At 68.5% G+C, this 16,476-nt stretch carries 18 protein-coding genes, 2 tRNA genes and 1 pseudogene; 6 read left to right on the top strand and 15 right to left on the bottom strand.

Going from position 1 to position 16,476, the window contains the following annotated elements:
• Positions 1–4 precede the first annotated feature (4 nt).
• From ACZ6KF_RS27605 to ACZ6KF_RS27575, 7 genes are all read right to left on the bottom strand, one after another.
• Positions 5–304, bottom strand: a complete 300-nt coding sequence (locus tag ACZ6KF_RS27605; protein ID WP_469240915.1) for a SpdD protein — start codon at positions 302–304, stop codon at positions 5–7.
• A gap of 28 nt (positions 305–332) precedes the next feature.
• The gene (locus ACZ6KF_RS27600; protein WP_386579960.1) at positions 333–491 is read right to left on the bottom strand and encodes a hypothetical protein; all 159 of its coding nucleotides are present in this window, start codon (positions 489–491) and stop codon (positions 333–335) included.
• Positions 492–503: 12 nt separating this feature from the next.
• The gene (locus ACZ6KF_RS27595; RefSeq protein ID WP_469240857.1) at positions 504–692 is read right to left on the bottom strand and encodes a mobile element transfer protein; all 189 of its coding nucleotides are present in this window, start codon (positions 690–692) and stop codon (positions 504–506) included.
• 4 nt (positions 693–696) lie between these two features.
• On the bottom strand, positions 697–879 hold the full coding sequence (locus ACZ6KF_RS27590) for a hypothetical protein (RefSeq protein ID WP_469240856.1): 183 nt from the start codon (positions 877–879) through the stop codon (positions 697–699).
• A gap of 19 nt (positions 880–898) precedes the next feature.
• Positions 899–1,573, bottom strand: a complete 675-nt coding sequence (locus ACZ6KF_RS27585) for a DUF2637 domain-containing protein (protein ID WP_469240854.1) — start codon at positions 1,571–1,573, stop codon at positions 899–901.
• A 79-nt stretch (positions 1,574–1,652) separates the two neighbouring features.
• Entirely contained in the window at positions 1,653–2,993 is a 1,341-nt protein-coding gene (locus tag ACZ6KF_RS27580; protein ID WP_469240852.1) for an FtsK/SpoIIIE domain-containing protein, read from the bottom strand.
• A gap of 2 nt (positions 2,994–2,995) precedes the next feature.
• Positions 2,996–3,325 (bottom strand): SCO3933 family regulatory protein, encoded by a 330-nt coding sequence (locus tag ACZ6KF_RS27575; protein WP_469240850.1) that lies wholly within the window; start codon positions 3,323–3,325, stop codon positions 2,996–2,998.
• A 188-nt stretch (positions 3,326–3,513) separates the two neighbouring features.
• Here ACZ6KF_RS27575 and ACZ6KF_RS27570 point away from each other — a divergent pair, with 188 nt between their 5' ends.
• On the top strand, positions 3,514–4,272 hold the full coding sequence (locus ACZ6KF_RS27570) for a GntR family transcriptional regulator (protein ID WP_469240848.1): 759 nt from the start codon (positions 3,514–3,516) through the stop codon (positions 4,270–4,272).
• A gap of 3 nt (positions 4,273–4,275) precedes the next feature.
• Here the strand turns inward: ACZ6KF_RS27570 and ACZ6KF_RS27565 are convergent, their stop codons facing one another.
• Both ACZ6KF_RS27565 and ACZ6KF_RS27560 read right to left on the bottom strand, forming a co-directional pair.
• Complete coding sequence (locus ACZ6KF_RS27565) at positions 4,276–4,797, bottom strand: nuclease-related domain-containing protein (RefSeq protein ID WP_469240846.1); 522 nt, start codon at positions 4,795–4,797, stop codon at positions 4,276–4,278.
• 1,418 nt (positions 4,798–6,215) lie between these two features.
• A tRNA-Ser gene (locus ACZ6KF_RS27560) sits at positions 6,216–6,303 on the bottom strand.
• A 234-nt stretch (positions 6,304–6,537) separates the two neighbouring features.
• Between ACZ6KF_RS27560 and ACZ6KF_RS27555 the strand changes: the two are divergent.
• Together ACZ6KF_RS27555 and ACZ6KF_RS27550 are read left to right on the top strand one after the other, a co-directional pair.
• Positions 6,538–6,911, top strand: a pseudogene (locus ACZ6KF_RS27555) (helix-turn-helix domain-containing protein); the annotation flags it as partial.
• A 49-nt stretch (positions 6,912–6,960) separates the two neighbouring features.
• Positions 6,961–7,404, top strand: a complete 444-nt coding sequence (locus ACZ6KF_RS27550) for a site-specific integrase (protein WP_469160204.1) — start codon at positions 6,961–6,963, stop codon at positions 7,402–7,404.
• A 319-nt stretch (positions 7,405–7,723) separates the two neighbouring features.
• On the opposite strand, the gene ACZ6KF_RS27545 is transcribed toward ACZ6KF_RS27550, so the two are convergent.
• From ACZ6KF_RS27545 to ACZ6KF_RS27530, 4 genes are all read right to left on the bottom strand, one after another.
• Entirely contained in the window at positions 7,724–8,074 is a 351-nt protein-coding gene (locus ACZ6KF_RS27545; protein WP_469179311.1) for a hypothetical protein, read from the bottom strand.
• Positions 8,075–8,095: 21 nt separating this feature from the next.
• Positions 8,096–8,545 (bottom strand): hypothetical protein, encoded by a 450-nt coding sequence (locus ACZ6KF_RS27540; protein ID WP_469179309.1) that lies wholly within the window; start codon positions 8,543–8,545, stop codon positions 8,096–8,098.
• 614 nt (positions 8,546–9,159) lie between these two features.
• Positions 9,160–9,256 (bottom strand) — tRNA-Ser (locus ACZ6KF_RS27535).
• A 99-nt stretch (positions 9,257–9,355) separates the two neighbouring features.
• Positions 9,356–10,141: a hypothetical protein gene (locus ACZ6KF_RS27530; protein ID WP_469179307.1), complete on the bottom strand. Its 786-nt coding sequence runs from the start codon at positions 10,139–10,141 to the stop codon at positions 9,356–9,358.
• Between the two features lie 136 nt (positions 10,142–10,277).
• Here ACZ6KF_RS27530 and ACZ6KF_RS27525 point away from each other — a divergent pair, with 136 nt between their 5' ends.
• Complete coding sequence (locus tag ACZ6KF_RS27525; protein WP_469160200.1) at positions 10,278–11,030, top strand: VOC family protein; 753 nt, start codon at positions 10,278–10,280, stop codon at positions 11,028–11,030.
• 183 nt (positions 11,031–11,213) lie between these two features.
• On the opposite strand, the gene ACZ6KF_RS27520 is transcribed toward ACZ6KF_RS27525, so the two are convergent.
• Positions 11,214–11,951 (bottom strand): peptidoglycan-binding domain-containing protein, encoded by a 738-nt coding sequence (locus tag ACZ6KF_RS27520; RefSeq protein ID WP_469179305.1) that lies wholly within the window; start codon positions 11,949–11,951, stop codon positions 11,214–11,216.
• Positions 11,952–12,687: 736 nt separating this feature from the next.
• Here ACZ6KF_RS27520 and ACZ6KF_RS27515 point away from each other — a divergent pair.
• Together ACZ6KF_RS27515 and ACZ6KF_RS27510 are read left to right on the top strand one after the other, a co-directional pair.
• Entirely contained in the window at positions 12,688–13,683 is a 996-nt protein-coding gene (locus tag ACZ6KF_RS27515) for a glycoside hydrolase family 11 protein (protein WP_356635876.1), read from the top strand.
• 78 nt (positions 13,684–13,761) lie between these two features.
• On the top strand, positions 13,762–14,745 hold the full coding sequence (locus ACZ6KF_RS27510) for a polysaccharide deacetylase family protein (protein ID WP_469240844.1): 984 nt from the start codon (positions 13,762–13,764) through the stop codon (positions 14,743–14,745).
• A gap of 86 nt (positions 14,746–14,831) precedes the next feature.
• On the opposite strand, the gene ACZ6KF_RS27505 is transcribed toward ACZ6KF_RS27510, so the two are convergent.
• Entirely contained in the window at positions 14,832–16,256 is a 1,425-nt protein-coding gene (locus tag ACZ6KF_RS27505; RefSeq protein ID WP_469240842.1) for a S1C family serine protease, read from the bottom strand.
• Positions 16,257–16,476 lie beyond the last annotated feature (220 nt).

The raw sequence follows: 16,476 nt of genomic DNA, 5'->3' as shown, positions 1-16,476 counted from the left end.
TGGGTCACCGCTCCTTCTGGAGGTCCTTGACGAGGAGGCGGAGCACGATCGAGACCACGGCGACGGAGACGCCGGTGACGGCGACCGCGAGGAGCATCGAGACCAGGACCGCGCCGACGACCAGGACCACGGCACCACCGCCGGCAGCCAGGGCGAGCGCGCTGCCCGGGGTGAGCTGAACGGTGGGCCGGGTCGAGGCCGGGACGACCGGAACCGGGGCGACGGGTGCCGGGATGTTGGTGCGCGGCGCCGGGTCGGCCGGGGGCGGTGCGGTGTCCTGGGGCGGGTACTTCGGGGTGAACATGAACACGATGGGTCTCCCTTCGGTCAGGTCACTTGTCGAGGGCGGTGCCGATGACGGGGCTGAGGAAGCTGTCGGCGACGAGGTAGCCGCCGAGGAGGAGCACGATCACAAGCCACCAGGGCGGGCGGACGAGCTTGATGCCGAGGTAGCCGACGACGAGGAGCGCGAGCCAGAGCGGGACGTTCATGGCGGGGGTCTCCTAGGCCTTGCAGCGGTGGGTGCGGGCGGCGAGTTCGGCGGCGGAGCGGTCCGCGTAGTCGGCGGAGAAGCCGCAGCCGGGGGCGATGCACGCGGCGGTGTGCTTGTCGCGGCCCCGGCCGTCGTAGTACGTGGCGACCTGGACGGGGCCGATGCGGATGCGGTCGCGGAAGCGGCGGTAGACGGCCATGAGGTCAGCCCTCCCGCCGGAGGCTGGGGCCGGGGAACTCGGCCAGGATGCGGGCGGCGGTGTCGGCGTCCGGAGTGCGGTCGGCGGCCTCCTCGGCGAGCAGCCGGGCCAGGCCGGGACGGCCGGCGGCGGCCATCTCACGGGCCGCGTCGATGTAGTCGGCGCCGCGGTCGAAGGTCTGGGGCATGAGCTGTAGTCCCTCCCGGTCAGGTGAGCTGGAGCTGAGCGGCGATGGCGTCGGCCATCGGGGCGGGCAGGCCGAGCCGGGCCGACAGGGCGTCGGCGGGCATCGGCGTGCCGGTGGATGCCTGGTGGGCGTCAGCGATCTTGCGGGCGTGGTCCAGCAGCGCGGCCGGTACCGGAGGAGCCGCGGGCGCGGACTGCGGTGGGGCCGGAGCCGGGACTGGTGTCAGTTCGGGCACCTTCGGCGCAGGGCTCGGTGCGGGGGCATCGTCGCGGGGTGTCTCGGCTTCCGGCGCGGCCGGTTCGTCGTCCACAGGCCGTGCAGGTTCCACCGAGGTGGCGGGGCTGTGGACGAGGAGTGTTCCGCCCAGGAAGGCCAGGGCGGGCCAACCAGCGACGAGGATGCGCAGCCAGGCGGGCACGTGGGCCAGGTCGAGCAGTCCGGCGGTGGCGACGTTCGCGCCGAGCGAGGCCGCCAAGGCGATGACGAACCACGTCCAGGCCGAGCGGTCGCGGCGGGCCGTGCGCAGCCGTCGCCAGGCGGCGACCAACAGCAGGTCGACGGAGACCGGGTAGGCCCAGGCTTTCCAGCCGGACTGTCCAGCCGCCGCAGCCAGGTCGTGCAGGTGGGCGAAGGACAGAGCACCGGCGATGACGGCCTGGACGAGTACGGCGTCAGGGCGGATCGGGCGGAGCATGGGGCACCTCCCTTCGAAGGGAAGTCGGGCCGGTCAGGGGCGGAGCACGAGGGGCATGCCGCCCCTGGTCCAGCGGGTGTCAGTCGATGACCGGGCGGGGCTTGACCAGCGATGGGCAAGGCGCCGGCGTCTCGGCGGGCACGAAGGGCCGGAAGGACTCCAGCGCGGGAAGGTCCGGGACCAGGTGAGCGAACTCCCGGCAGGCAGCAACCACGTCGGCGCGGGAGGTGTGCGGGGTGCGGATCTTCGACCAGCCGCCCGTAGAGTCCGCCGCAACAGCCGTACCGGGGCGCTCCATCGGGATCAGGCTGGCGGCCGGGACCGCGTCCGGGGCGATGTCGGCGAGGCCCATTTCGGCGGTCTGCTTGTCGTTGACCCGATGCACCACGCGGCCGGTGAGCTGGGCGCGGAGCATGGTGGCGCCCTTGCCGAGTTCGGAGCCGAAGCGCTGGGCGCAGATCTCCAGGTAGATGCCGACCGCGCGGGCCATCTGCGCGAGCCGGATCAGCGCGGTGACGATCCGTTCCCGGCGTTCCTCATCCTTGCGCGAGGAGATCAGGAACAGCTCGGCGACCTCGTCGACCAGGACCACGACCGGCACCGGGCGTATCGCCTCGGGGAGTTCCCAGATGTCGCAGGCTCCGTGCAGGCTCAGGAGGTCGAAGCGGTCTTCCATCTCCGCGACCAGCACATCCAGCAGCGACACGGCTTCATCCGGGTTGGTGACCAGCGCTGACAGGCGGGGTGCGAAGGCTGTCTGTTCCACCCCGCGCTTGCAGTCGATGCCCACCAGCGCGACAGGGAGCTGTGCGAGTCCCTTGATCAGGGAACGTTGGTACATCGACTTGCCGGAGTGGTTGGCACCCAGGGTGAGGGCCATGGGGGCCTTGCGGTAGTCCCGCTCGAAGGCGGTCCCGTCCTCCCGCAGTGCGACCGGCACCACCATGTCGCGGGGCCGTGCCTTGCGCGGCATCCGCACCCGGCGCAGCACGTCGTAGCCGGTCATGCGCAGCTCAACGTATCCGGGCTTGGTCGCCACCACGGTCACCGAGTGCACACCCCACGCGTGGCGGAGCCGTTCGGAGGAGGCCATTACGTCCGCCGGTTCCAGACCAGCAGGCAGACGCAGGGTGACCCGCAGGCCGGTTGAGGTGGGGCGGATCCGGCGGATCTTCGGCGGTACCGGTTGCACCTCACGGCGGGCGACGTTGCGGGTGACGAACGCCCGCAGGCCGGACGGCTGCACCGTCAGACCGCACACGTCCATCGTGGAGCGGTAGGTGAGGGCGAACCGGCCCCAGGTGAGCGGCGCCCCGACCAGCGACCAATACACACGCGGAGCGCGGAACCTGGCGTAGCCGAGTCCGCCAGCACCGGCTAAGGCTCCTGTGGCCTCCAGCCACATCGTCACGTCGGCCATGGTCAGGCTGCCGGGGTGATCGCGACCGCGCGGAACGAGATGCCGTGGCGCTTCTGGCCGTTGAACTCGTTCTCCCAGTCCCGCGCCTTCAGGCCGATCACCTTGACCGGCATGCCCGGCGTCAGGCCCTCCGGGTAGCCGGTCTCGGGGATGGTCACCTGGTACAGGTTTCCCTCCCCCTCATCGGAGACCAGAAGCCCCACCGTCGACAGCGGCGCGTTCGTCTCGCGGTCGATGGCCCGCTCCCCAGTCTTGGCATTCGCCAGCTTCGGCACCGGCGCGGTGGCAACGAACACCGCAGCGGTCGACGTGTCGATCTTGAAAGACGGCATGGGCGCATCCCTAGCTCTTTGGAGGCCGCCTGTGCGACCTCTCTAGACATCTCCAGGGAAGCGTACATCTCTAGAGACGTCAAGGTAGATGTCTAGAGATGTTGAGAGTGAGCCATTGCGGCTACACGCACCGAGCGGGTGTCCCGCCCATGGCCTAGGCTGTCTAGAGAAGAGAGGAGGGCTCCGGAATGGCCAACACCGATGACGACCGTCGGCCGAAGTACCAGCGGATCGCGGACTCACTCCGAGAGGCGATCCAGTCGGGTCAATACGGTCCCGGTGATCGGCTTCCGGGGGAGAACGAGCTGATGGCCGCGCATGGCGTGGCCCGCATGACGGCCCGGCAGGCCTTGAGTGTTCTGAAGGACGAGGGAGTTGCCGAGTCCCGCAAGGGCGCCGGCGTCTTCGTGCGGTCCTTCCGTCCTCTGCGGCGTCGAGGTATTCAGCGACTCTCACAGGAGCAATGGGGAAGCGGTCGTTCCATCTGGTCCGCCGACATCGAGAACCGCACGCTGGTCGTGGATCAGGTGACCGTGTCTGAGGAGACGGCGCCGGAGCGCATCGGGACGGTTCTCGACCTGGCCGACGACGACACCGTCTGCGTACGGCGGCGACGGTTCGTTCTGGACGAGAAGCCCGTGCTTCTGGCGACGAGCTACCTCCCGACCTCTGTGGTCGCTGGCTCTGCGATCACCCAGGAGGACACCGGGCCCGGTGGTACGTACGCGCGTCTTGCGGAGCTTGGCTACAAGCCAGTGCACTTCCGGGAAGAGATCCGCTCACGGATGCCCACGAAGGACGAGGCGGCACAGTTGAGCATCTCCGCGGGGACGCCGGTAATCCTGATCTGCCGGACTGCCTTCGCGGACGAGGGCCGTCCAGTGGAGATAAATGAGATGACGCTCGATGCCGCCTCCTACATCCTGGAGTACGACTTCGACGCGTGACCGTCAGGCCCAGGTGCGCGGATCACGGGCAACTTCATAGATGCGCGTGACCTGGTCATGCGGCAGCGTTGGGGACAGCCCGGACAGCACCCGGTCGAGGTCGCTTGCCGGTAACACCAGGACTGGCGGGGCCGCGCTCTTCACAGTGACCTTGGCGGCATGTACTACAGAGATCACTGGGCGGACGATGACAGAGAATCCGCAGTGACGAGACAAGGTCTGCGAGACTCGGCGCGCTTCGGCTTGGCTGACCGCTATGTGACGTGTCGAGGCTCCGTTGACGGTGATGGCGTAATCGCCGTACCAGACGACCTTGCCCTTATGGCGCTTCGAGTTGATGGAGAAAACCCCAGCAGGGCCGATGACGAGGTGATCGATGTCAGCGCCGCTCGACCACTGCACGGCGTGAAGGGTGAACCACCCATGCCGCTTCAGCCTCTCTAATCTGCGTCCGGTCACCCGCTCGCCGACAAGGCCATCCGCCCAACTTTGGATCTCCGAATCGCGCGACCAGCGTTTGATCAACCGTCTCAGGCTGCTCGGCTGGAGGTCTCGGATCTTTCTCCGTACTGCATCGCCAGGCCGGTTCCGCGCCAAGTCCCCCTGTACGGGCTGCATCCCACCCCCAGTGCCAACGTCCTCTGACCAGGCCACCATGAAGGCATCAGCAGCGCCAAGGCCCGTATCGGCCATGAGCTGTTACAGGTTTCTCTACCTCATCAAGCCCCGGCTGCGCTCCGCTCCGCCGGGCGCGCTTCCCGGCTCCGCTCCGGGCGACGCTCCTGCCTTCGGCCCGCTCCGCCCGCGCTACGCCGACGCGCGCCCACACGTGGATAGGGCCGGGAGCCATGAGTCGATCACCGCATAGAGCGGCCCGCGGTCAAAGACGATGCCTCCGGCGGGGGATCGGCCGGCACCGGGATGGAGGGGGCGCCGTCGCCGACCGCGGGCACGTGGGGGCGTGCGCGGGGTGCTCCCATCCCGTCCACCGTCGACCCAGGCAGAGCCGAGCAGACGCGGCCCAGGGCGTCCAGGTCGTTCGTACAGTGGCGCGCTCCACCTGGACGCCCTGAACCACGCCCGCTCCACGGTGTGTGGGTCGACGGCGGACGGGATGGGAGCTGGGGCGAGTGGTGGTGAGGGTCGAAGCCTCATGCCACTCTCAGTGGCGATCACAGTCTGTTGGTAAGTGAATTTCAGCCACATTCTCGTGCATCCTCGCGCTAGTTTCCGCAAGAAGCTGCTAGGTACTGCTAGGTAAAGGTCATCGCCCCGACCTGCGTTAGTGCGTACTTTTGCGAACTTTCGCGGTGAGCGTGTAACGCCTACATCCACTCTGAGCAGGAAAAACACTCTGGCTTGTTCTCGTAGTGGGTACGCACTATGCGCTAGCCGACGCAGGGCCCCTCGCGAAGCGGCCGATCAACGCCTGAAGCCGACCTCTTGAGTTCATTCACGAGGCACCATGTTCGTGACAGCCAGAAGCCCACCACGCGGCTCAGACCTGGAAGCAAGGGCTGCGTGATGGGCTCCGAACCCGGAGGTTCTACAGTGAGTTTGGACCCAACCCCAAGGCATCTGTCAAACCAGCCACGGTACCCGTGGGCGATTGTGATCGTCCTCGTGCTGATGATCCTTTGGCCGCCTGTTTGGGAGGCGGTGAGCGCCTACGCCGATGCGGTAGCTGTTGCAGCGCTCTTCACTGGCGGGGTCAGTACAGCAGTGAAGTACAGCAACCAGCCTCGTCCAGCAGTGTCCTCGTAAAGCTGTAATGAGGCCGGTATGGCCGCCACCGACCGATCCACATAGAGCTACGGATCAGAAGGTGCCCGTGCCCCATCCGTGCCCGATCAGGCGGGGAACCACGGGGAATCACGGTGCCGAGAGGGCACCTCGCAGCACGACGGCCCCCGACCATCTCACTGGTCAGGGGCCGTTCCTGCTGGCGGTGGGTGTGGGATTTGAACCCACGGTGACTCACGCCACGACGGTTTTCAAGACCGTTCCCTTAGGCCGCTCGGGCAACCCACCTCGTCCCGTCCCACCTGGGACGGAGCGCCTACAGACTACCGGCCTCGGGCCTCGCGCGGGGTCCGTGGTCCACACGGGGTCCACTGGCTCCCTTTCGGGGCGCTTCCCGACCTGGAGCACTCCACACGCGGCACGCGGCCTCGGCACCGTCAAGGGTAGAAGCCCCGACACATGAAGCACGATGCCTCGCCGCCTGCTGGACCGCCGACGCCTCACCTTCAGGGGGGCGCGCTGATGCTGGAAGAAGCCGAAGAGAGCGGCCGTCGCGTACGCCGCGCCCGACTCCGCCTCGGCATGACTCAGGCCGACCTAGCTGCTGCCCTGGGCAAGACGCAGGGCTGGGTGTCCAAGATGGAGCGTGGGCACATCGAACTCGATCGCGTCGGCCTGCTTAACCTGATCGCCTCGGAGCTTCACGTACACCCGAACGACTTGATCGGACGGCCGTACAACAGCTCTCCAGCCGAGAATCAGTGGCAGGTCTCTGCCGCAGCGATCATGCGTGAGCTGCGCCGTACGACCTCGCTCCCGTCTTCGACGGAACGCCTCGTGCGTACGGCGCTCGACGCGCTGAAGCTGAAGCAAGACGGCACGGCCGCTGCCGAGAACACGGTGAATCGCAAGCGTACGGTCTTCAGCAACTGCCTCCGGTACGCGGTGGAACGGGAGCTGCTGACGGCCCTGCCCCTCGACAAGGTCGACTGGACCCCGCCCGAAACTGACGACGAGATCGACTTCCGGTTCGTCCCCGGTCCGAAGCTGGCGAAGGCGCTGATCGACGCTGTAGGCGAGCAAGGGGCACGCATACGCCACCTGAAGGCGTTCTTCGGCTGCCTCTATTACGCGGCCAACCGCCCTGGTGAGGCGGCAAATCTCCGGGAGGAGGACTTCACCTTGCCCGAAGAGGGCTGGGGCGAAGTGCTGCTGTCCACAAGCACGCCGCGCGTCGGCTCCGGCTGGACCGACACGGGCGAGTCGTTCGATACGCGCGGTCTGAAGAAGCGGGCCCGCAAGGCGACGCGGCCCGTGCCAATTCCGCCCGTCCTCGTGCGCCTGGTCCGCGAACACATCAAGAAGTTCGGGGGTCTCACTCTGGCTTGAGTCCGGAGTCTCCCCGGCTGAGGTCGCGCGGCGGGCTGGCCACAGCATCGCTGTCCTCTTCCGCTTCTACGCCAAGGCGATTCACCGGAATCAGCAACGCTCGAACGAGCAGATCGAACGGGCCTTGGAGGCTGCCGACGGCGAATAGGCCGAGCGGCACTCCGATTCAAGGCGCCATCCTCCCCCCTACCGGGAGAGGGTGGCGCCTTCTCGTTGTCCTACCACGACCACGCCCAAGCAGGGGTGGGCGTCGCTCAGGCGAGCGCAGCCCAGCGTACGTATCAACCAGGGATGGCATGAGAATCGGGTACTGCCGTGTTCAGCCCCGGACGGTACCGCTGGCATCAGGTCCTCTGCGCTTGGCGTCTGTGTAAAACCATTCGATCAGGTGCGTTTCGAAGAGCGTTGCTGCGAATTCGGGTTCCCATCCCGCGCTCAGGTCAGGCATAATCCGCTGGCTTCGGATGTAGGTAACGCCTGGGGTTGAGCGCATCGTGAAAGTCGCCTTGGCCCAGATGCCATCTCTCCGCGTTTCGATGGCAAGATCGAGCAGCTCGCCTGCATCCTCTTCCGAGGAAAGTTGAACGCGCACCTTTTCTGCTGCGGATGTCGCGAATCTGGCAAGCCAGTCATCTGGAGAAATGCCACCGTGCGACTCACTGTCAGCCAAGACCAACACCTTTCTGGCGAATCACTCCATGAAGGCAGTGATGACGCCTACGGGACGACCGTCCCCGGACCGGCTGTCCACTCGCTCTGAGAAGACCACCCGGAACCAGCCCGAGGGCGTCAGGTACCGGGCGGTGACCTTGCCGTCTTGCGGGCGCCCGTAGGTGCCCTTGTCCAAGGTTATGTCTATGAACCCGTAGAGGGACACATCGTTCATCGGGTGTCGGTCCTGGATGTGCTTGTAGCCGAACGCCAGGTCTCCCTCGCGAAGCGGGATATCCTCACCGCTCTTCCCGAAGAACGTCGTACGGACCTTCCATTTGCCCGTTGCCGCCGGCTGTAAAGCACCCTCGATAACGACCCCTTGAGTCGGTGCAGTAGTTTCCGCGGCCAGGGCCGGAGAGCTGACCATTCCGGTAATGGTCATTGATATGGCAGCGGCTCCGACAAGCAGCTTCCACAGGGTGCGCATAACGCCTCCTCTTTGAATGATCCGTCATAGATCATTCAAGTGGGCCATATTCGCGCTATAAAGGATCAAATGCGCCAAACCGCTCGTTGGGCGACCGCCAAAATTCCGCCCTTTGTAGTGATTTGGTGACGGATGATTTCAGTCAAACCAGGCGCATCGCGCCAAGCGATTTGTGTCGCTTCCCCCGGTAACACCAAGGGCTGGCAGCTCACCGGTAGTTCTCGATCTTCTGAGGGACGCGCGGCCCTTTTGCGGTCTTGCGTCCGAGAGTCGGCGTTCAGGAGTCACTGGGCACCTGCGGCACAGCCCTGACGCGGGTTTCGATGTCGAGGACCTCGACTCCGGCGCGACAACGTCGTGGTGCTCCAACAGGACGGGCATCGGCAAGACGACCTTGCCCCGCAAGCTGAAAGCCGCGCTGGCCGGGGTCGAGCTAGGCTAGGCCGCTGACCAGCCGGTTCCCAGCCCCGCTCCGCCGGTTCTTGGTCCACGCCCGGTCCACACGCACTGATCCACAACGCGACAGGGCCGTATCAAGGTGAGACAGGATCCATGCAAAAGGGGCGCCCCTCATGGGAGGGGACACCCCTTCTGACCAGTACGTCTTTGACTTGCGGAGGCGGTGGGATTCGAACCCACGGCGACCCTTCAAGATCACTACGGTTTTCGAGACCGTTGCCTTAGGCCGCTCAGGCAACCCACCTCGCCCCCGGCCCACCAGGGGTGGGGCGGCTACAGCCTACCGGCCTTCGACGGCGGGCAGCGGTGTGGTCCGTGCGACGAGGGCGGCGGGCCGCCAAGCGTCGGCCCTCAGCGGTCGCAGCCCCCCGCCCGCCTCGTGCTCAGTGCGATGTCGTCCAGGCGGACGTCGTACGACGTCGGCGTCGGGTCGGCCTGGTAGAGCTGCCAGCCCAGCCTGAGCGTGTCGAAGGACGGGAAGACGAAGGGGTCGGCGGTGCCGCCGTGGTCGTGGGTCGAGACGGTCAGGTCGGGGCGGGGCCGGCCGTCGAAGTAGACCGTGACGCGGTTGTCGCGGGCGTCCAGGTGGAACTCCGCGCAGATCCATTTCCCGGCCTCGGCCGGCGCGGAGGTCTGCCAGGACGTCCAGTCGCCGGTGGGGCCGAGGTCGGAGCCGACGCCCCAGAAATTGCCCTGCTCAGTGGGGGCGTACTGGCCGCCGAGCGGTCGGACCAGCGTCGGCGAACCGGTGCCGGATGCCTCGGCGAGCGTCCAGTGCGCCCAGTCGGGCGCCGTCGGGAAGGCGTCCACGCGCAGCCGCATCCGCGCCCAGAAGCTGTTGCCGGGCGGGGCGAGGTCGGGGAAGACGAGGAAGGCCTTGCCGTTGCCCTGCGTGCGGATGCGCAGCTCGCGGTCGCCGCGGCCGTCCGTGCCCCGGGTGACGGTCAGCGAGCCGTTCGCCGTGTCCGCCGTCCACGCCCGGCCCTCGTCGACCGGGCCGAGCGGCAGGCGGTTGAAGTCCTCGCGGGCGAGCCACGGGCCTCCGGGGCCGGGGGCCGCGGAGGCGGTCGGGGGTGTCGTGATCAGCACGGCGGTCACGGTGGCCAGCGCGACGGCGGCCTTCCTCAGAAGTCCCATGCGCACAGGGTGGCGACGCCGGTCACATCCGCCCAGCAGCTTTGCGCCAACGCGTGGGAGCGCTCCCAAAGTTGGCCGGAAACCGGTGCTCGTCTCACCGCCCCGGGCCCGGCAGCGGGTGCATAGGATCACCGGCATGGCACTGCGTCCCGCTCACGTGAACATCAAGGCCCTCGACGCCCCGGCGATCGGCCGGTTCTGGGCGGAGGCGCTCGGCTGGAGCGCCTACAGCTCCGGCGTGACCACCTACGTCGGACCGGGCGGCGGCCTCGTGTGGCCGGACCCGGTCGTCCTCGGAATCGACGTCGTTCCCGTACCGGAGCGCAAGACGGCGGCGAAGAACCGGGTCCATCTGGATCTCGCCACCGCCTCCGAGTCCCATCGGGCGGAGTTGGTCGCACGGCTGAAGGCGCTCGGCGCCACGCCCGTCGACGTCGGTCAGGGCGAGGACGTCCCGTGGACCGTCCTCGCCGATCCCGAGGGCAACGAGTTCTGTGTGCTGGAGCCCCGGGACGTGCACCGGGACACCGGGCCCGTCGCCGTGGTGCTGGTCGACTGCGCCGATCCCCGGGCCATGGCCCGCTTCTGGGAACAGGCGATCGACTGGACCCTGCTCGAGGTGACCGACGAGCACGCCGTGCTGCGCTCCGCGGAAGGCGGCGGCCCGTATCTGGAGTTTCTGCGCACTCCGGACGCCGGCGCGACGACCGTGTCGGACCGGGTCCATCTCGACCTGCTTCCCCGCCCCGGTGACGACAAGGAGGCGGAGGTCGCCCGGCTCCGCGCCCTCGGCGCCACCGACCTCGACCTCGGCCAGGGCGGCGACGTCCCGTGGACCTGCCTGGCCGACCCGGAGGGCAACGCGTTCTGCGTGCTCGGCCCGCACTGAGCAACACGGAGCACGGCGAGGAGACCGAACGGGACGGGGAGAACGGGGAGACCGGGGAGAACCAGGGAAGGCGGCTGGTCCCTTCCCCCTCGACCTACGAGGGGGAAGGGACCAGCCGATGAGTGCCGTTCTCAACCGGCCGGTCGGCCGGTCGGCAGGTCGCCCGGCCGGCCGGGCGCACCGTCAGCGCTTGCCGAGCAGGGTGCGCCAGGTCTGCGGGCCGACGACGCCGTCGACCTGAAGGCCGTTGTTCCGCTGGAAGGCGGTCACCGCCGACTTCGTCTTCGCGCCGAACGCGCCGTCCACCGAGAGGCCGTAGCCGTAGACGTTCAGCTGGGTCTGCACCGCCTTCACCGCGCGGCCCGACGACCCGTACTGCACCGTCCTGATCAGCTTGGACCAGGTGTTCGGGCCGATGACGCCGTCGGCCGCCAGGGACTGGGACCGCTGGAACTGGATCACCGCGGAGCGGGTCTTGGGGCCGAAGGCGCCGTCGGCGTCGAGCGCGTAGCCCCGCGAGCTGAGCAGGTGCTGGGCGGCCCGCACGTCCGCGCCCTGGGAGCCGCTCTTGAGGATCGGCCAGGAGACGCTCGGCGCCGGGACCTGGCCGCCACCGCCACCGCCGCCGGTGCCGCCGCCCAGCTTGACCGGGCGGAACGGGTCGTAGTTGTCGCTGCCGATGCCGTAGCTGAGCTTGCGGTAGGTGGTGCCGTAGGTGCCGCGCTGTTCGTAGGCCCAGTAGGAGGTGTGCGCCGTGTTGGCCCACTTCTCGAAGATCACCACGTGGCGGAAGTCGCCGTCGGTGGTGCTGTAGTCGATCAGCAGGTCGCCCTTCCTGAGCTGGCCGGCGCTGCTGAGCCGCGCGGTGACGCCGATGAGCGTGATCTGCGCGCGGCGGGTGAGCCGGTTGCGAAGAGACATGATTCCCCCGTGTTCCTTTTCCTCGTGTCGTGGCCCGCCGGTGTGAACAGGCTTGCCAACGGCTGACGTTGCAGGTGTTCGTCAGGTGGCGTGCGAGGTTCCCGACGAGTCGTCACGATGGCAAGATCCGGCGCCCCCCGCCCAGCGATGTGGGGAAGCCGCACCAGTCGGTGACGTGACCCCGACAATGTTCGGGGTGTGCGACCGCTTTTGTGACAGCCGCCCGCGGTCCGCCCGTAGTGCGCCTACGGCCGCCCGTATCCCCCCGGCCATGCGCGGACGCCCTCCCCACCCCTTTCCAGCCGCGCATTCCCGCCCCCCTCTGAGGCCGACGGCCGACCCTCCCACCCTTATCGATCTTGCGAAAGTTTCGCATCACCCTCTCGCACTTCGCGATCACTGCTATCAACGCCCTTCCAGTTGCTTCGATGCGGACTACCCCACACATCAACTGAGCTGCATGGACGTCGTCTTCGCGATCTCTACGCTCCGTCGAACCTTTCGAAAGTCGTGCCGAAACCGTTGACACGCCGTCACGGCTCGCCACACTGGTCGCCATTGGCAGATCTCGCCACTCCCGCTCGGACCGCCACCGCGGTCCGGCAGCTCCGGACGTCGCGCGCACGGCGTCCGGCATGCCTCAACCGCTCCGCAGCTGCACCCGCTTCGCGACGTCGCACGACGCCGCGCACTCCCCGCACCTCACGGCGTACAAGTACCAGGAGGAAGCACGTACATGAACGCGCTCGTCCGCACGGGAGGCCGCCGAAGCCGCGGCCTCACAGGGCTGATAAGAACCGTCTGCACCGTCGCGCTGGCCTTCGTGGTCGCGCTGACGCTGCCCGGCTCCGCCAGTGCCGGAACCGTCGTCTCGACCAACCAGACCGGCACCAACAACGGGTACTACTACTCGTTCTGGACCGACAGCCAGGGCACCGTCTCCATGGACATGGGCGCCGGCGGTCAGTACAGCACCCAGTGGCGCAACACCGGCAACTTCGTGGCCGGCAAGGGCTGGGCCACCGGCAGCCGCCGGGCGGTGACGTACTCGGGCACCTTCAACCCGTCCGGCAACGCGTACCTGACGCTGTACGGCTGGTCCACCAACCCGCTCGTCGAGTACTACATCGTCGACAACTGGGGCACCTACCGGCCCACCGGCACCTTCAAGGGCACCGTCACCACCGACGGCGGCACCTACGACATCTACCAGACCACCCGGTACAACGCCCCCTCCATCGAGGGCACCAAGACGTTCAACCAGTACTGGAGCGTCCGGCAGTCGAAGCGCACCGGCGGCACCATCACCACGGGCAACCACTTCGACGCCTGGGCCCGGGCGGGCATGCAGCTCGGCACCATGAACTACATGATCATGGCGACCGAGGGCTACCAGAGCAGCGGCAGCTCCAACATCACGGTCGGCGGCACCGGTTCGGGTGACGGCGGCGGCGGTGGCGGCACCGGCGGCTGCACCGCGACCCTCTCCGCGGGCCAGCAGTGGAGCGACCGCTACAACCTCAACGTCTCGGTCAGCGGCTCCAGCAACTGGACCGTGACGATGAACGTGCCGTCCCCCGCGAAGGTGCTCTCCACCTGGAACGCGGCCGTCACCTATCCGAGCAGCCAGCAGGTGGTCGCCAAGCCCAACGGCAGCGGCAACACCTTCGGCCTCACCATCCAGCACAACGGCAACCACACCTGGCCGAGCGTCTCCTGTTCCGCGTCCTGACCCCGGGCCGCTGAGCCCACCGGAGCGGTCGAGGGGCGGTGGCCCCTCGACCGCTCCCGTCCCCCAGGAGGACCACCCATGCGCAAGAACCCGCGGAGGACTCTCCGTTCGCTGCTCGTCAGACTCGCCGTCCTGGCCACGGCCGCCGCCGGCACGCTCACCGTCACCTCCGCGCCGGCCCAGGCCGCGCCCTGCAACGGATACGTCGCCCTCACCTTCGACGACGGCCCGTCCAGCACCACGAACACCCTGCTCAACACCCTGCGGCAGAACGGCCTGCGGGCGACCATGTTCAACCAGGGCCAGTACGCCGCCGCCAACCCCTCGCTGGTCAAGGCACAGGTCGACGCCGGGATGTGGGTCGCCAACCACAGCTACACCCACCCGCACCTGACCCAGCTGAGCCAGGCGCAGATCGACTCCGAGATCTCCCGCACCCAGCAGGCCATCGCCAACGCCGGCGGCGGGACGCCCAAGCTGTTCCGTCCGCCGTACGGCGAGACCAACGCGACGGTGAAGTCCGTCGCCGCCAAGTACGGCCTCACGGAGATCATCTGGGACGTCGACTCGCAGGACTGGAACGGCGCGAGCACCGACCAGATCGTGCAGGCCGCGTCCCGGCTGGGCAACGGCCAGGTCATGCTCATGCACGACTGGTCCACCAACTCGATCAACGCCCTGCCGCGGATCGCCCAGAACCTGGCCTCCCGCGGGCTGTGCGCCGGCATGATCTCGCCGTCCACCGGCCGTGCCGTCGCCCCCGACGGCTCCGGCGGCGGGGGCGGTGGCGGCACCGGCAGCTGCACCGCCACGCTGTCGGCCGGTCAGAGCTGGACCGACCGCTACAACCTCAACGTCACGGTCAGCGGATCCAGCAACTGGACCGTCACCATGAACGTCCCGTCCCCGGCCCGTGTCCTGTCCACCTGGAACGCGAGCGTCACCTACCCCAGCACCCAGACCCTCGTCGCCAAGCCGAACGGCAGCGGGAACACCTTCGGCGTCACCATCCAGCACAACGGCAACCGCACCTGGCCGACCGTCAGTTGCAGCACCGCCTGATCCGCTTCGGCACCGCACGGCACCGGGCCCCGCCTCCCTCACGGGAGGCGGGGCCCGGTCGTCGGCCGGTGCGGGACCGGCGGCGGTCAGCTGTCGCCGACGCGGGAGCCGAGGGTGACCTCGACGGTGTCGGTCCTGCCGTCGCGCTCGTAGGTGATCTCGACCTTGTCGCCGGGCTTGTGGGTCCAGATCTCGCCGATCAGGGTCGGGCCGCTGTCGATCACCGTGTCGTCCAGCTTGGTGATGACGTCGCCGGGCCGCAGACCCGCCTTGTCGGCCGGGCCGCCCTCCTCGACCGCCTCGGCGCCGCCGGCCCCGGTGTCGGTGATCTTCGCGCCGTCCGTCGTGTCCTCCAGGGAGACCGAAGCGCCGATCTTGGCGTACACCGGCTTGCCCGTCCTGATCAGCTCCTGGGCGACGTACTTCGCCTGGTTGATCGGGATGGCGAAGCCCAGGCCGATGGAGCCGGCCTGACCCGAGCCGAAGCCGCCGTTGCCCGAGGACTGGATCGCGGAGTTGATGCCGATGACGTTGCCCTTGGCGTCCAGCAGCGGGCCGCCGGAGTTGCCGGGGTTGATCGAGGCGTCGGTCTGCAGGGCGCTCATGTAGGAGGCCTGGCTGCCGGTGCCGTCGCTGGAGGCCACCGGGCGGTTCTTGGCGCTGATGATGCCCGTGGTCACCGTGTTGGACAGCCCGAAGGGCGCGCCGATCGCGATCGTGGAGTCGCCCACGGCCACCCGGTCGGAGTTGCCGAGGGGGAGCGGCTTGAGGTCGGAGGGCTTGTTCTCCAGCTTGATGACGGCGACGTCGTAGCCCTGCGCGTTGCCGACGACCTCGGCGTCGTACTTCTTGCCGTCCGGGAAGGTGGCCGTCACCTTGCCGCCGTCGACGGCCTCGGCCACCACGTGGTTGTTGGTGACGATGTGGCCCTCGGTGTCGAAGACGAAGCCCGTGCCGGTGCCGCCCTCGCCGCTGCTGCTCGCCGCCTCGATGGTGACCGTGCTCGGCAGCGCCCGGTCGGCCACCGCCGCGACCGTGCCCGGATCGCGCTTGAAGTCGCCGCCGCTGTCGGTGGCGGCGACGGTGGTGGAGCTGCCGTCGTCGTTCTTGGCGAGGGTGTAGCCCAGCCCGCCGCCGAGGCCGCCCGCGACCAGCGCGGCGACCAGCGCCCCGGCGACCAGTCCGCCACGGCGTCCGCCCTGCCTGGGGGCCTGCGGCTGCACCTGCGGGTACGGCGTCCCCCAGCCGGCGCCTCCGAAGCCCGCCGCGCCGTGCGTCCCGTCCCCGCCCGTCGCGCCGACCGGGCCGGCGTCGGCGTACGACGGGGTGGCGGGCGGCGGCGGAGGCGGCCAGCTCGACTCGGGGGCGCTCCCCGTGTGCTGCGGGGCGGGGTCGGGGCCCGGGTGGGCTGCCTCGGGGGCGTTCTGCGGGGAGGCTGCGGGAGTGTCCACCGGCACGGGAGGTGCGGACGGGGCCGGGGGTACCGCAGTGCCCTCGTTCTCGGTGCTCACAGCTTGTCTCCTCGATCACGGTCCACGGCTGGTGCTCGCGTGTGCATGTGTATGCCGTCAGCTTTTCCCACGAGCCGTCAGGGCACCATAAGCGGTTCCTGTGGGTCCCCGACCATCCTTTATATAGGACCTGTACGACTAATGGGGCGCATCTCCAGCGCGCCCGGACGCCCGCACGGCGTCTCCGCTCCCACGGCTACCCCGTCCCGGTGGCACCATG

The sequence above is a fragment of the Streptomyces sp. NPDC046379 genome (assembly GCF_055587785.1).
This window is presented reverse-complemented; position numbering and strand designations above follow the sequence as displayed.

What these genes read in the sequence shown, in the direction of transcription:
- ACZ6KF_RS27575 (WP_469240850.1), bottom strand. Translation starts at nt 3,325, where the DNA reads ATGCCGTCTTTCAAGATCGACACGTCGACCGCTGCGGTGTTCGTTGCC.
- ACZ6KF_RS27525 (WP_469160200.1), top strand. Translation starts at nt 10,278, where the DNA reads ATGGCACTGCGTCCCGCTCACGTGAACATCAAGGCCCTCGACGCCCCG.
- ACZ6KF_RS27540 (WP_469179309.1), bottom strand. Translation starts at nt 8,545, where the DNA reads ATGCGCACCCTGTGGAAGCTGCTTGTCGGAGCCGCTGCCATATCAATG.
- ACZ6KF_RS27600 (WP_386579960.1), bottom strand. Translation starts at nt 491, where the DNA reads ATGAACGTCCCGCTCTGGCTCGCGCTCCTCGTCGTCGGCTACCTCGGC.
- ACZ6KF_RS27590 (WP_469240856.1), bottom strand. Translation starts at nt 879, where the DNA reads ATGCCCCAGACCTTCGACCGCGGCGCCGACTACATCGACGCGGCCCGT.
- ACZ6KF_RS27585 (WP_469240854.1), bottom strand. Translation starts at nt 1,573, where the DNA reads ATGCTCCGCCCGATCCGCCCTGACGCCGTACTCGTCCAGGCCGTCATC.
- ACZ6KF_RS27605 (WP_469240915.1), bottom strand. Translation starts at nt 304, where the DNA reads ATGTTCACCCCGAAGTACCCGCCCCAGGACACCGCACCGCCCCCGGCC.
- ACZ6KF_RS27515 (WP_356635876.1), top strand. Translation starts at nt 12,688, where the DNA reads ATGAACGCGCTCGTCCGCACGGGAGGCCGCCGAAGCCGCGGCCTCACA.
- ACZ6KF_RS27595 (WP_469240857.1), bottom strand. Translation starts at nt 692, where the DNA reads ATGGCCGTCTACCGCCGCTTCCGCGACCGCATCCGCATCGGCCCCGTC.
- ACZ6KF_RS27570 (WP_469240848.1), top strand. Translation starts at nt 3,514, where the DNA reads ATGGCCAACACCGATGACGACCGTCGGCCGAAGTACCAGCGGATCGCG.
- ACZ6KF_RS27580 (WP_469240852.1), bottom strand. Translation starts at nt 2,993, where the DNA reads ATGGCCGACGTGACGATGTGGCTGGAGGCCACAGGAGCCTTAGCCGGT.
- ACZ6KF_RS27510 (WP_469240844.1), top strand. Translation starts at nt 13,762, where the DNA reads ATGCGCAAGAACCCGCGGAGGACTCTCCGTTCGCTGCTCGTCAGACTC.
- ACZ6KF_RS27520 (WP_469179305.1), bottom strand. Translation starts at nt 11,951, where the DNA reads ATGTCTCTTCGCAACCGGCTCACCCGCCGCGCGCAGATCACGCTCATC.
- ACZ6KF_RS27530 (WP_469179307.1), bottom strand. Translation starts at nt 10,141, where the DNA reads ATGGGACTTCTGAGGAAGGCCGCCGTCGCGCTGGCCACCGTGACCGCC.